Below are 13,076 nucleotides of genomic sequence, written 5' to 3'. Positions count from 1 at the left end.
CAGCGAGCAGCGCACCTGCTGCCCTGGCTGCATCACTACAACTGGCACCGACTGCACGCCAGCCTCGGATACCTGCCCCCGATCAGCAGAGCGCCGCTTCCACTGAACAACGTACTGGGTTTACACAACTAGCGTTTGGCCAACAGCAAGTCGGCCGCCTGTCCGCTGCGCCCATCGGCGAATTCGAAGCGGCCCAGCTGCGCGATCTGATCATATGCACCCAGGGCGATGCTGACATCGCGGGCGCTCAGGTCGATGGCGCTGACCCCGGCTTGGCCGAGCGTCTGCAGCTGCTGGCGGCCCTGTGCGTCGAAACGCAGCAGGCGCAGTTGGTCGAACACGGCGTCGGCCGCATCGATACGCCCGTCACCGTTGTCGTCGAAGCGTGTCAGTTCGGCGAAGCCATTGGCTGCGCCATGCTGATCACCGAACAGTTCGCGGCCATCGTCGATGCGCCCGTTGCCGTTGCGGTCCAGCGCCAGCAGCGCATCGTCGCCGGTGGGTGCGCTGATCGCATCCAGGCGCCCGTCGGCATCCAGATCGAAGCGTACGGGGCGGCTCAGGCCACTGGTGGAAAAGCCGTTGCCGGCCAGGTCCAGCACCAGCGGGTCGACCTGCTGCGGGGGCTGTGCGCTGCTGACGTTAAGCTCCAGGCTGCGTTGGTCGATCACGGCCTCGCTGACCGCTACGGCATTGCTGGTGACGGTCGGTGGCGCGGTCGTCTGCCGCAGCTCGCGGGCGATCTCTCCGGGCTTTTGCTCGTCCTCTATGCCCAGCGTGCGGCGCAGAATCTGGTAATTGATGGAGTCGTGCGCCGCGCGGTCGAGCTCATCGTCCAGTGGGCGCGGGCTGGTGGCGGTGTTGCTTGGGCGTGGAGCGGAGAGGGCGTCGAACATGTTCACTCTCGATGCGGCTGTCGGCGGCCGGGTCTGGCAGAATGCCGCTTCTTCGATATCGGCCGCGTGGCCGGTGATTTGAGTGTTTTTTGAGCAGAACGAGCCAATGACCGACGAGCGGCACAACGCCAGCATCCGCATCCAAGCCTTGCATCCCCAGTACGCCGACGCAGCCGCCCGATGGGCGTCGCGTCTGGGCCTGACACAGGAGGGGGAAACCGAGTTCGCCCTGCAGCTAGGTGACGACGGGTTGCAACTGGTCGAGCTGGGCGACAAGGCGCCTGGCCCGGTCAGGGTGGATTTCGTCGAGGGCGCGGCGGCGCATCGACGCCAGTTCGGCGGTGGCAGCGGGCAGATGATCGCCAAGGCGGTCGGCGTGCAATCGGGCGTTCGCCCACGGATTCTCGATGCGACGGCGGGGCTGGGACGCGATGCCTTCGTGCTGGCCAGCCTGGGTTGCGAGATGACCCTGATCGAGCGCCAGCCGCTAGTGGCTGCGTTGCTGGAGGACGGCCTGCAGCGTGCTGCGCTGAACCTCGACGTGGCGCCCATCGTCGCGCGCATGCGCCTGCTCACCGGTAACGCCATCGAGCTGATGAGCAACTGGCAGGGCCAGGCGCCGCAGGTGATCTACCTCGATCCGATGTTTCCGCATCGCGACAAGAGCGCGCTGGTGAAGAAGGAAATGCGCCTGTTCCGGCCTTTCGTGGGCGATGACCTGGATGCGCCGGCGTTGCTCGAAGCCGCGTTGGCGCTGGCCAGCCACCGGGTCGTGGTCAAGCGTCCGCGCAAGGCACCGGCAATCGAAGGCAGCAAGCCGGGCTATGTGCTGGAAGGAAAGTCCAGCCGTTACGACATCTACCCGAAGAAGAAGCTGGAAGCCGGCGCCTAGGATTCAGGGCCGGTATGCGCGCAGAAACAGCTGCACTGCGTCCTGTACATGATGCTCGGCGGCTTCGCCCTGCAGCGGTTCACCACAACCGATCAGCAGGCGGAAATGCGCGCCACCCTTGAGCAGGCTGAAGAAGTGATCGGCGGCCAGGTGTGGATCGTTCAGGCGCAACAGGCCGCGTTGGCTGGCCTTGTGCAACAGCACTTCCATTTCGTCCTGTACCCGCTTGGGGCCGGCCTCGTAGAACATCTGCGACAGCTTCGAGCCCTGGCTGGCCAGGCTCACCATCATGCGGTGCATTTCCACTGACTCGCGGCTGTTGACCAGCGCCAGGAAGCCGCGCGCAATGCCCAGCAACTGGCTTTCCAGCGGCACGTTATCCGGCAGTTCGAACAGCAGTTCAGGGAGTTGCTCTTCGCACTTGGCCTTGATCGCCGCGGAGAACAGGGTCTCCTTGTCGGTGAAATGGCTGTACACGGTGAGCTTGGAGACGCCGGCTTCGGCAGCGATGGCATCCATGCTGCTGCCGTCGTAGCCATTACGCAGGAACAGGCTCTTGGCCGCCTCGAGAATGGCGCGGCGTTTGGCGGGATCCTTCGGACGACCGGGACCGGAAGGTTGTAACAACTTGTCAGGCATTGGCGGATTTTAATACTGGACTGGCGAGTTTGCTATTTTTACTATACCCGGCAGTACAAATATTCCAAAGGGCATCTCAAGAAGCGTCGACGAAGTGGTCAGCGCAAGGCGAAAGCAGGCGAGGGTGCGCGTAAATGAGCATTCCTGGCCCGTTTAAATGCAGCGATGACGGCGCCGTTCGCGTTTGCAGGTAGCCCTAAACCTTCTCCGAAAGGTGTTTGACATGTCCCGCCATGTTCTTCTGCTCGCTGCTTCTCTGGGTCTCGTATTTCTGTTGTCTGCCTGCGGTAATGGCGAACAGATGGAGCAACCAATCCGTCCTGCCATGGTGGTGCACCCCCAGCCGGCTACCGCGCTGGTCGACAGTTATCCTGGCGAAGTGCGCGCCCGCCTGGAGCCGGAACTGGCGTTCCGCATCGCCGGCAAGGTGAGCAAGCGCATGGTCGACGTTGGCGATCGGGTGAAGAAGGATCAGGCGCTGGCCGAGCTGGATCCGCAGGACGTACGCCTGCAACTGGAAGCCACCCGTGCCCAGGTGGCGGCAGCCGACGCCAACCTGCAGACCGTTCGTGCCGAACGTGAGCGCTACAAGACGTTGCTCGAGCGCAACCTGGTCAGCCGCTCGCAGTTCGATAACGTCGACAACCAGTATCGCGCCGGCCAGGCGCGCCTGAAGCAGGTGAAGGCCGAGTACGACGTGGCCCGCAACCAGACCGACTATGCCGTACTGCGCGCCTCCCAGGATGGCGTTATCGCGCGGCGCACGGTGGAGGTCGGGCAGGTGGTGGCGGCGGGGCAAACGGTCTTCACCCTGGCTGCCGATGGCGAGCGAGAGGTCTCGATCAGCCTGCCGGAACAGAGCTTCGGCCGTTTCGAGATCGGTCAGCCGGTAGAGGTGGAGCTCTGGTCGCAGCCTGATCTGCGTTTCCCCGGGCGCATTCGCGAGATGGCGCCGGCGGCCGATTCGCAGTCGCGCACCTTCGCTGCTCGCGTCGCCTTCACCGAAGGCAAGGTACCGGCCGAACTGGGGCAGAGCGCGCGCGTGTTCATCGCCAGCCAGGGCGACGTACCGCTGTCGGTGCCGCTGTCAGCACTCAGCGCCGAGCGCGGGCAACCATTCGTCTGGGTCGTCGATCCCAAAGCATCCACAGTGCAGCGTCGCCCGGTGCGCGTCGGCGCCTACGGCGATAACCGCGTCCCCGTGCTGGAGGGCCTTGCCGCTTCCGACTGGGTGGTGGCTGCGGGTGTCCAGGTATTGCGCGAGGGGCTGCAGATACGTCCGGTGGATCGCGACAATCGCAATGTCGAACTGGCCGCCAAGGAGTAAGCCCGAATGAGCTTCAACCTGTCTGCCTGGGCGCTGCGTCACCGTCAGATCGTTCTGTACATCATGCTGCTGTTCGCGGTGGTGGGGGCGATTTCCTACACCAAGCTGGGGCAGAGCGAAGACCCGCCGTTCACCTTCAAGGCCATGGTGATTCGCACGATCTGGCCGGGCGCCACGGCGGAGGAAGTTTCCCGTCAGGTCACCGAACGCATCGAGAAGAAGCTGATGGAGACCGGCGAGTACGAGCGCATCACCAGTTTCTCCCGTCCGGGTGAATCCCAGGTCACCTTCATGGCGCGCGACTCCATGCACAGTGCGGAGATTCCGGACCTCTGGTACCAGGTGCGCAAGAAGATCAGCGATATCCGCCATACCCTGCCGCCAGGCATCCAGGGGCCATTCTTCAACGATGAATTCGGTACCACCTTCGGCAATATCTACGCACTGACCGGCAGCGGCTTCGACTACGCCGTGCTCAAGGACTACGCCGACCGCATCCAGCTGCAACTGCAGCGGGTCAAGGACGTCGGCAAGGTCGAGCTGGTCGGCTTGCAGGACGAGAAGATCTGGATCGAGCTGTCCAACACCAAGCTGGCCACGCTCGGTTTACCGCTGTCGGCGGTGCAGCAGGCGCTGGAGGCGCAGAACGCGGTGGCCGCCGCCGGTTTCTTCGAAACCGCCAGCGAGCGTATCCAGCTGCGCGTGACCGGGCGTTTCGAGTCCGTGGATGAGATTCGCGAGTTCCCCATCCGCGTTGGCGGCCGCACATTCCGCATCGCGGATGTCGCCGAGGTCAAGCGCGGCTTCAACGATCCGCCCGCGCCGCGCATGCGCTTCATGGGCGAGGACGCCCTTGGCATTGCCGTGTCGATGAAGGAGGGCGGCGATATTCTGGTGCTGGGCAAGGCGCTGGAAGAGGCCTTCGCCCGCCTGCAGCAGACGCTGCCGCTGGGCATGGAACTGCGCAAGGTGTCGGATCAACCGGCCGCGGTGAAGACCGGCGTGGGCGAGTTCGTCAAGGTGCTGGTGGAGGCTCTGGTGATCGTGCTGGCGGTCAGCTTCTTCTCCCTCGGGCTACGCACGGGGCTGGTGGTCGCCCTGGTGATTCCGCTGGTGCTGGCGATGACCTTCGCCGCCATGTATTACCTCGGCATCGGCCTGCACAAGATATCTCTCGGCGCACTGGTACTCGGCCTTGGTTTGCTGGTGGACGACGCGATCATTGCCGTGGAGATGATGGCGATCAAGATGGAGCAGGGCTACGACCGCCTCAAGGCGGCCAGTTTTGCCTGGACCAGCACGGCCTTCCCCATGCTCACCGGCACGCTGATCACTGCAGCCGGTTTCCTGCCCATCGCCACGGCGCAGTCCGGCACCGGCGAGTACACCCGCTCGATCTTCCAGGTGGTGGCGATCTCGCTGATCGCCTCATGGATCGCGGCGGTGATGTTCGTGCCTTACCTTGGCGACAGGCTGTTGCCTGACCTGGCCAAGCTGCACGCCGCCAAGCACGGTGGCAGCGATTCAGGTCACGACCCCTATTCGACGCCGTTCTATCGCCGCGTACGGGCCACGGTGCAATGGTGCGTGCGCCACCGCGGCACGGTGATCATGCTGACCATCGGCCTGTTCGTTGCGTCCTTGCTGCTGTTCCGTTTCGTGCCGCAGCAGTTCTTTCCGGCTTCTGGCCGTCTGGAGCTGATGGTCGACATCAAGCTGGAGGAGGGCGCTTCGCTGAGTGCCACCGAGGCGGAGGTGCATCGGCTGGAGAAGCTGCTCAAGGACCAGCCCGGTATCGACAACTACGTGGCGTACGTCGGCACGGGTTCGCCGCGTTTCTACCTGCCGCTGGATCAGCAGTTGCCGGCGGCCAGCTTTGCCCAGTTCGTGGTCCTGGCTTCGAGCATCGAGGAGCGTGAACGCCTGCGTGGCTGGTTGATCCATGTGCTGAACGAGCAGTTCCCGACCTTGCGCAGTCGTGTCAGCCGCCTGGAGAACGGGCCGCCCGTGGGTTACCCGATCCAGTTTCGTGTCAGCGGCGAGCACATCGAGGAGGTGCGTGCGCTGGCGCGTCAGGTGGCGGACAAGGTGCGTGAGAACCCGCACGTGGTGAACGTGCACCTGGACTGGGAAGAGCCGAGCAAGGTGGTGATCCTCAATATCGATCAGGATCGCGCCCGTGCTCTGGGTGTCAACACTGCCGAGCTGTCGCGCTTTTTGCAGGGTTCGCTGTCCGGTACCAGCGTCAGCCAGTACCGCGAGGGCAACGAGCTGATCGAGATTCTCCAGCGTGGTACGCCGCAGGAGCGCAAGTCGCTGAGCCTGCTGCCGAGCCTGGCAGTGCCGACCGACAGTGGTCGCAGCGTAGCGCTGTCACAGGTGGCGACTCTGGAGTACGGCTTCGAGGAGGGCATCATCTGGCACCGCAATCGCCTGCCCAACGTTACCGTGCGTGCTGACATCTATGGCAAGCAGCAACCGGCGACCCTGACCAAGCAGATCCTGCCGACGCTGGAGCCGATCCGCGCCGAACTGCCGGCGGGGTATCTGCTGGAGGTCGGTGGCACGGTGGAAGATTCCCAGCGCGGACAGAAGTCGGTCAACGCCGGTGTCCCGCTGTTCATCGTGGTGGTGCTGACGCTGCTGATGCTGCAACTGAAAAGCTTCTCGCGCTCGGCGATGGTGTTTCTCACCGCGCCGTTGGGGCTGATCGGGGTGACCTTGTTCCTGCTGATCTTCCGCCAGCCATTCGGCTTCGTCGCCATGCTCGGCACCATTGCCCTGGCCGGGATGATCATGCGCAACTCGGTGATTCTGGTCGATCAGATCGAGCAGGACATCAGCCACGGCCTGGATCGCTGGAACTCGATCATCGAAGCCACCGTGCGTCGCTTCCGGCCCATCGTGCTGACCGCCCTGGCGGCGGTGCTGGCGATGATTCCGCTGTCGCGCAGCGTGTTCTTCGGGCCGATGGCGGTAGCCATCATGGGTGGGCTGGTGGTGGCCACGGCGTTGACTTTGCTGTTCCTGCCGGCGCTGTATGCGGCCTGGTTCAGGGTCAAGGAAAGCGAAGCGCATTGAGTTGTGAGGCGCTTGAGTTGCGATTTGCCATCGCGGTTCAAACCCCTTCCACGCGCTTTGTGATAGCGATAAAAAACGGGAGCCAAGGGCTCCCGCTTTTTCGAGCGATGCGAACTTATTCGTCCATTTGCGACTGCAGGTAGTTCTGCAGGCCGACGGCTTCGATCAGGCTGAGCTGGGTTTCCAGCCAGTCGATATGATCTTCCTCGGAGCAGAGAATTTCTTCCAGCAGCTCGCGGCTGGCGTAGTCACCGATGCTCTCGCAGTAGGCGATGGCAGCCTTGAGATCACCGTGTGCCTTGTGCTCGATCTTCAGGTCGCACTCGAGCATTTCCTTGGTGTTTTCACCGATCAGGATCTTGCCCAGGTCCTGCAGGTTCGGAATGCCCTCGAGGAACAGAATGCGCTTGATCAGCTTGTCGGCATGCTTCATCTCGTCGATGGACTCGTGGTACTCGTGCTCGCCGAGCTTCTTCAGGCCCCAGTCTTCGTACATGCGCGCATGCAGAAAGTACTGGTTGATGGCGACCAGTTCGTTACCAAGGATCTTGTTCAGATGTTGAATGACCTTCTTGTCGCCTTTCATGTTCGCTCCTGCTGTTTCAATGACCGTGTCGGGCATGAATTTTCGGCTTCGTTTTTCTTTATGTCAAACCTAAGTAGTTGAAACATAAGTGAAAATAAAACCGAATAAGAATGTTTTTATTCCGCATCATGGCGCCAAGTTATTGAATTGACGCAATAAAAAAGTTGCTGGAAGTTTGCTGATGACGCGATCGGGCAAATACCGGCGGTTTTTTATTTTTCTGTGCCCATAAAAAAGCCCCGCAACGCGGGGCATGGGGCACGCAGCATTCAGGCGGCATGAGCCGAATGCGGGTCGCGGCTGCGCAGATAGTCCTGCAGACGGGTTTGCTGCGCGGGCGTCATGAACAGGCCCAGCTTGCTGCGTCGCCAGAGAATGTCGGCGCTGCTGCGGGCCCATTCTTCGCGACGCAGGTAATCCACTTCGCGGGTGTAGAGCCCGGCACCCAGGTGTTCGCCAAGGTCGGTGAGGTTGTGCACGCCGTCGAGCAGGCGCCAGGTGCGGCTGCCATAGCTGGTGGCCCAGCGTCTGGCCAGGCTGCTGGGGAGCCAGCCGTGACGGTCGCAAAGGGCTTCGACCAGGGTGCTCTGGCTTTGCAGGTCCTCGCCGCCGGGTAGCGCTGCGCTGGCTGTCCAGCTCGGCCCCAGATCAGCGAAGTAGGGCGCCAGTTGCTGCATGGCAGACTCGGCGAGCTTGCGATAGGTGGTCAGCTTGCCGCCGAACACCGACAGCAGCGGTGCTTCGCCCGGCGCACCGGAGAGCGACAAGGTGTAGTCGCGGGTGATGGCCGAGGGTTCATCGGATTCGTCATCGCACAGCGGGCGTACGCCGGCGAAACTGTGCAGCACGTCGTCGCGGCTGAGCTGCTGCTTGAAGTGATCATTGACCACCTTGAGCAGGTAGTCGGTTTCCTCGGCGGTGATCGCCACTTGAGCGGGGTCGCCCTGATATTCACGGTCGGTGGTGCCGATCAGGGTGAAGCGCTCCAGGTAGGGGATGGCGAAGACGATGCGGCGGTCTTCGTTCTGCAGGATATAAGCCTGCTCACCCTCGTAGAGGCGCGGCACGACGATGTGGCTGCCTTGAATCAGGCGAATGCCGTAAGGCGATTGCTGCTTGAGGTCATCACGGATGAAGCGCGCGACCCAGGGGCCGGCGGCGTTGACCAGGGCGCGTGCGCGAATCGACAGCAGGCTGCCGTCGCTGCGCTCCAGGTGGATATGCCACAAGCCTTTGCTGCGCCGCGCACTGACGCAGCGCGTACGTGGGTGAATGTGCGCGCCATTTTCCCGGGCGGCCATGGCGTTGAGTACCACCAGGCGGGCGTCGTCCACCCAGCAGTCGGAATATTCGAAGCCGCGGCTGATTTCCGCTTTCAGCGGGCTGCCGGCGCCGAAACGCAGGCCGCGCGAGGCCGGCAGGCGCTTGCGTTTGCCCAGGTGGTCGTAAAGAAACAGTCCGGCGCGAATCATCCAGGCCGGGCGCAGGTGGGGCTGGTGCGGAAGGACGAAGCGCATCGGCTTGACGATGTGCGGCGCCTTGGCCAGCAGCACTTCGCGCTCGGCCAGGGCTTCACGTACCAGGCGAAATTCATGATGTTCCAGGTAGCGCAAACCGCCGTGAATCAGCTTGCTGCTGGCCGAGGAGGTGTGATTGGCCAGGTCGTCCTTTTCGCAAAGGAACACGGATAGGCCGCGACCGGCTGCATCGGCGGCGATGCCCGCACCGTTTATACCGCCGCCAACGACGGCGAGGTCATAGACTTCCGCAACAGGGCTGGCGAACTGGTCGTGGGGCATGTGGCACGCTCGGCTATTGGATTCGAATGTGTTTATGTTCACTTTCGAAAATATGCTAGACGAAGATGTGCAGCTTCGCTACCCCGGCGCGCGATTGCGCGCCGAGTGGTCGTGGCGAGAATTGGCTCAAAGCTGGCGCTGTGAGTAGGGTCAGACCAGGTCGAGCTGGACCTTGTGGCTGTGCAGCAGGCGGGTGATGGCTGCCGACGGGGCGCTATCGGTGAATACGCGATCGACCAGGGCGACGGAGCCCAGGCGCACCACGGCGTTGCGGCCGAACTTGCTGGAATCGACGGCAAGGAAAACCTGTCGGGAATTGTCGATGATGGCCTGGGAAACCCGCACTTCCTGGTAATCGAAGTCGAGCAGGCTGCCGTCGTCGTCTATGCCGCTGATGCCGACGATGGCGTAGTCGACCTTGAACTGCTGGATGAAATCCACCGCCGCCTGGCCGACGATGCCTCCGTCGCTGCGTACCGTGCCGCCGGCCACCAGCACCTCGAAGTCGGCCTTGGCGCTGAGTTGCGCGGCGACGTGCAGGTTGTTGGTGATGATCTTCAGGCCCTTGTGGTTCTGCAGTTCGCGGGCGATGGCTTCGGTGGTGGTGCCGATGTTGATGAACAGCGAAGCGTGGTCGGGAATCTGCGCCGCCACGGCCTCGGCGATGCGCTGTTTCTCCTCGCGCATCTGCCCGGCGCGCATGCCATAGGCCGTGTTCTGAATGCTCGAGGCTTCGCAGGCGGCGCCGCCATGGGTTCGACGCAACAGGCCATGATCGGCCAGTTGGTTGATGTCGCGGCGGATGGTCTGCGGGGTCACGGCGAAGGCTTGAGCCAGCTCGTCGATGCTGACGTAGCCGCGTTCGCGGGCGAGGTTGAGAATGTCGTGCTGGCGCGGAGCGAGGTTCATGAGCGCTTCCTGTGATGGTCACTCATTATAGGATGTGGCGGTGGTGGATTTGGGCCTGCTACTGTAAGGCATCTTTCATTGTGTTTTCACATTCGAACATGACGCCAGCAATCGATCTGTTGAAAAAGGCCAAGGCCGAACACCGGGTGCACAGTTACCAGCATGATCCCAAGGCACCGTCCTACGGGCTGGAGGCGGCGGAAAAACTCGGGCTGGCGCCCGAATGCGTGTTCAAGACCCTGCTCGCGACGACGGACAAGGGCGAGCTGCTGGTGGCCGTGGTGCCGGTGGTTGGCAGTCTTGATCTGAAGGCGCTGGCGGTAGCGGCGGGGGCGAAGAAGGCTGACATGGCCGACCCGAGCGCTGCGCAGCGCGCCACCGGTTATCTGGTCGGAGGCATCAGCCCGCTGGGGCAGAAGAAACGCCTGCGCACCTTCATCGACGAGAGTGCACGCCAGTATCCCAGCATTCACGTCAGCGGCGGCCGGCGCGGGCTGGAGCTGGAACTCTCGGCCGAAACCCTGGCGCAGCACACTCAAGGACAGTTCGCCGCTATCGGCAAGTCCTGAGCGCAGCAGTATGCTGCAGTCGAATACGCCCCTCTGCGGTCAACAGCCTGCTACCGATAACAACAAGGAATCTTGCATGAGCCAATACCTGCTAGCCATCGATCAGGGCACCACCAGCTCCCGCGCCATCATTTTCAGCGCCGAGGGATTGCCGGTTGCGCGAGCCCAGCAGGAGTTCAAGCAGTATTTCCCGCAGGATGGCTGGGTCGAGCACGACGGTGAAGAGATCTGGTCGTCCACGCTCAAGGTGTGCCGCGATGCCATTGCCAGCAGTGGCCTGCAGCCTGAGGCGATCGCCGCCATCGGCATCACCAATCAGCGTGAAACCACCCTGGTGTGGGACGCCGTCAGTGGCGCGCCCATTCATCCGGCCATCGTCTGGCAGGATCGCCGTACTGCCGATTATTGCGCCGGGCTCAAGGAGCAGGAGCACGAAGCGATGGTCTCGGCCAGGACCGGCCTGCTGATCGACCCGTATTTCTCCGCCACCAAGCTGCGCTGGATTCTGCAAAACGTGCCGGGTGCCCGTGAGCGTGCCGAGCGTGGCGAGCTGCGTTTCGGCACCGTCGACAGTTTTTTGCTGTGGCGCCTGACCGGCGGCAAGGTGCATCGCACCGATGCCAGCAACGCATCGCGCACGCTGATGTTCAACATCCATACCCAGCAGTGGGACGAAGAGCTGCTCAAGTTGTTCGAGATTCCCGCCAGCCTGCTGCCCGACGTGCTCGATTGCGCCGCCGATTTCGGTCACACCGACAGCGAGCTGCTCGGCGCCAGCATCCCGGTGCTGGGCATGGCGGGTGACCAGCAGGCAGCCCTGATCGGCCAGGCCTGCTTCGAGCCTGGTATGGTCAAGAGCACCTATGGCACTGGCTGTTTCATGATCCAGAACACCGGCGATCAGCCGGTGAGTTCGAAGAATCGCCTGTTGACCACGGTCGGTTATCGCCTCGATGGCAAGGTGACCTACGCGGTGGAGGGCAGCATCTTCGTCGCTGGCGCGGCGGTGCAGTGGCTGCGTGACGGCATCAAGCTGATCAGCCATGCGCGTGACAGCGAGGCGCTGGCCGAGGCGACCGGGGAGGCCTGCGGCGTCTATCTGGTGCCAGCCTTCACCGGGCTGGGCGCGCCGTATTGGGACCCCAAGGCGCGTGGTGCCATCTTCGGCCTGACCCGCGATACCGGGATCAAGGAAATCGTCACCGCCGGTCTGCAGTCGGTTTGCTATCAGACCTGCGACCTGCTCGAAGCCATGCGCCAGGATGGCGCGGCGGCGCCCAGCGCGCTGCGTGTCGACGGCGGCATGGTGGAGAACAACTGGGTCATGCAGTTTCTCGCCGATATTCTCGGGGTCAGTGTCGAGCGCCCCGAAGTCACCGAAACCACGGCGCTCGGAGTCGCCTACCTGGCAGGTCTGAAACTCGGGCTGTATCAGGACCTCAAGGCCATTGCCAGCCACTGGCATCGTCAGCAGCGCTTCGAGCCGCGGATGGACGAAGCGCATCGCCAGCGTCTCTACGCCGGATGGCTGGATGCAGTGAAGCGGGTGCGCAGCGAAGCGTGAGAAAACCGGCCCTGTTTAGCCAGGTCAGCGCTGCCGTGCTGCTGACGCTGCTGCTTTGCAGCGGCCTGGCGCGGGCTGAAAAGCTGGTGATCGCCGGTGACCTGTGGTGCCCGATCAACTGCGCCGTGGATGCACAGAAGCGCGGCATTTTCGTCGAACTGGCCGAGCAGATCTTTGCCGAGTCCGGTATCGAGGTTGAGTACCGCGTGATCAACTGGGCGCGCGCGGTGCACGACACCCGGCTCGGCAAGCTGGGGGCGGTGATCGGCGCCGGGGTGCAGGATGCGCCGGACTTCATCTTCACTCCCACGGCCCCCGGTATTTCGCGCATGTGCTTCTACGCCCTGCGCGGTGGAACCTGGCGTTATCAGGGGTTGCAGTCGTTGCAGGCCGTGCGCCTCGGTGCGATCTACGGCTACAGCTACGGCGCCGACCTCGACCTGTATCTGAGTAATCATGATGACCCGGCTCAGGTGCAACTGATGACCGGTGACAGCGCGCTGCTCAGCAACCTGCGCAAGCTGCACCATGGACGCATCGATGCGTTGGTGGAAAATGCCTGGGTGATGCAGGCGCTACTCAGCGAGCGCTACCTGCATGGCGAGATCGTCGAAGTTGGCTGCCGTCAGCCGGACATTCCCATCTACCTGGCGTTCGCTCCCGGCTTGGCCGACAGCCCGCGTTATGCCCAACTGTTCGAGCAAGGACTGCAGCGCTTTCGCGAGGACGGGCGGATGGTGGAACTGTTGCGGCGCTATGGCCTGCGCTGAGGCGCACTGTTCGGGAAAAATACAGGCCCTCTGTACATGGCTCG

11 protein-coding genes and 1 pseudogene are annotated in these 13,076 nt (G+C 63.1%); 7 read left to right on the top strand and 5 right to left on the bottom strand.

Going from position 1 to position 13,076, the window contains the following annotated elements; genetic code table 11:
- Window positions 1-132: pseudogene (locus ACN8M7_RS12790) on the top strand (IS481 family transposase); the annotation flags it as partial.
- On the opposite strand, the gene ACN8M7_RS12785 reads toward ACN8M7_RS12790, so the two are convergent.
- Window positions 129-896 (bottom strand): SPM autocatalytic domain-containing protein, encoded by a 768-nt coding sequence (locus tag ACN8M7_RS12785; RefSeq protein WP_490261011.1) that lies wholly within the window; start codon window positions 894-896, stop codon window positions 129-131. The pseudogene ACN8M7_RS12790 and the gene ACN8M7_RS12785 sit on opposite strands and share 4 nt — an antisense overlap.
- 106 nt (window positions 897-1,002) lie before the next feature.
- Here ACN8M7_RS12785 and ACN8M7_RS12780 point away from each other — a divergent pair, with 106 nt between their 5' ends.
- Entirely contained in the window at window positions 1,003-1,788 is a 786-nt protein-coding gene (locus tag ACN8M7_RS12780) for a class I SAM-dependent methyltransferase (RefSeq protein ID WP_490261010.1), read from the top strand.
- Between the two features lie 3 nt (window positions 1,789-1,791).
- On the opposite strand, the gene ACN8M7_RS12775 is transcribed toward ACN8M7_RS12780, so the two are convergent.
- Window positions 1,792-2,427 carry a TetR/AcrR family transcriptional regulator gene (locus tag ACN8M7_RS12775; RefSeq protein WP_061241235.1) on the bottom strand — a complete coding sequence of 212 codons (636 nt, stop codon included), beginning with the start codon at window positions 2,425-2,427 and terminating at the stop codon, window positions 1,792-1,794.
- 223 nt (window positions 2,428-2,650) lie between these two features.
- On the opposite strand from ACN8M7_RS12775, the gene ACN8M7_RS12770 reads away from it, so the two are divergent.
- Both ACN8M7_RS12770 and ACN8M7_RS12765 read left to right on the top strand, forming a co-directional pair.
- Complete coding sequence (locus tag ACN8M7_RS12770) at window positions 2,651-3,754, top strand: efflux RND transporter periplasmic adaptor subunit (RefSeq protein ID WP_490261009.1); 1,104 nt, start codon at window positions 2,651-2,653, stop codon at window positions 3,752-3,754.
- 6 nt (window positions 3,755-3,760) lie between these two features.
- The gene (locus ACN8M7_RS12765) at window positions 3,761-6,835 is read left to right on the top strand and encodes an efflux RND transporter permease subunit (RefSeq protein WP_061241238.1); all 3,075 of its coding nucleotides are present in this window, start codon (window positions 3,761-3,763) and stop codon (window positions 6,833-6,835) included.
- 115 nt (window positions 6,836-6,950) lie between these two features.
- Here ACN8M7_RS12765 and bfr read toward each other — a convergent pair whose 3' ends face one another.
- The 3 genes from bfr to ACN8M7_RS12750 all read right to left on the bottom strand — a co-directional run bounded on the left by bfr (window position 6,951) and on the right by ACN8M7_RS12750 (window position 10,129).
- Window positions 6,951-7,421: a bacterioferritin gene (gene bfr / locus ACN8M7_RS12760; protein ID WP_003462607.1), complete on the bottom strand. Its 471-nt coding sequence runs from the start codon at window positions 7,419-7,421 to the stop codon at window positions 6,951-6,953.
- A gap of 269 nt (window positions 7,422-7,690) precedes the next feature.
- On the bottom strand, window positions 7,691-9,220 hold the full coding sequence (glpD, locus tag ACN8M7_RS12755) for a glycerol-3-phosphate dehydrogenase (RefSeq protein ID WP_490261008.1): 1,530 nt from the start codon (window positions 9,218-9,220) through the stop codon (window positions 7,691-7,693).
- Window positions 9,221-9,370: 150 nt separating this feature from the next.
- On the bottom strand, window positions 9,371-10,129 hold the full coding sequence (locus tag ACN8M7_RS12750; protein WP_061241242.1) for a DeoR family transcriptional regulator: 759 nt from the start codon (window positions 10,127-10,129) through the stop codon (window positions 9,371-9,373).
- A 98-nt stretch (window positions 10,130-10,227) separates the two neighbouring features.
- Between ACN8M7_RS12750 and ybaK the strand changes: the two genes are divergently transcribed.
- The 3 genes from ybaK (at window position 10,228) to ACN8M7_RS12735 (ending at window position 13,032) form a co-directional block, all read left to right on the top strand.
- Window positions 10,228-10,698, top strand: coding sequence for a Cys-tRNA(Pro) deacylase (ybaK, locus tag ACN8M7_RS12745; RefSeq protein ID WP_490261007.1), 471 nt, complete (start codon window positions 10,228-10,230; stop codon window positions 10,696-10,698).
- Window positions 10,699-10,774: 76 nt separating this feature from the next.
- Window positions 10,775-12,262 (top strand): glycerol kinase GlpK, encoded by a 1,488-nt coding sequence (gene glpK, locus ACN8M7_RS12740; protein WP_061241247.1) that lies wholly within the window; start codon window positions 10,775-10,777, stop codon window positions 12,260-12,262.
- Complete coding sequence (locus tag ACN8M7_RS12735) at window positions 12,259-13,032, top strand: substrate-binding periplasmic protein (protein WP_231740179.1); 774 nt, start codon at window positions 12,259-12,261, stop codon at window positions 13,030-13,032. The genes glpK and ACN8M7_RS12735 overlap by 4 nt, the downstream gene beginning before the upstream one ends.
- Window positions 13,033-13,076: the final 44 nt, after the last annotated feature.

The sequence above is a fragment of the Pseudomonas spartinae genome (assembly GCF_965197125.1).
Classification (GTDB): Bacteria; Pseudomonadota; Gammaproteobacteria; order Pseudomonadales; family Pseudomonadaceae; genus Aquipseudomonas; species Aquipseudomonas composti_A.
The sequence above is the reverse complement of the archived record's forward strand: the minus strand, read 5'-3'. Positions and strand labels throughout refer to the sequence as shown.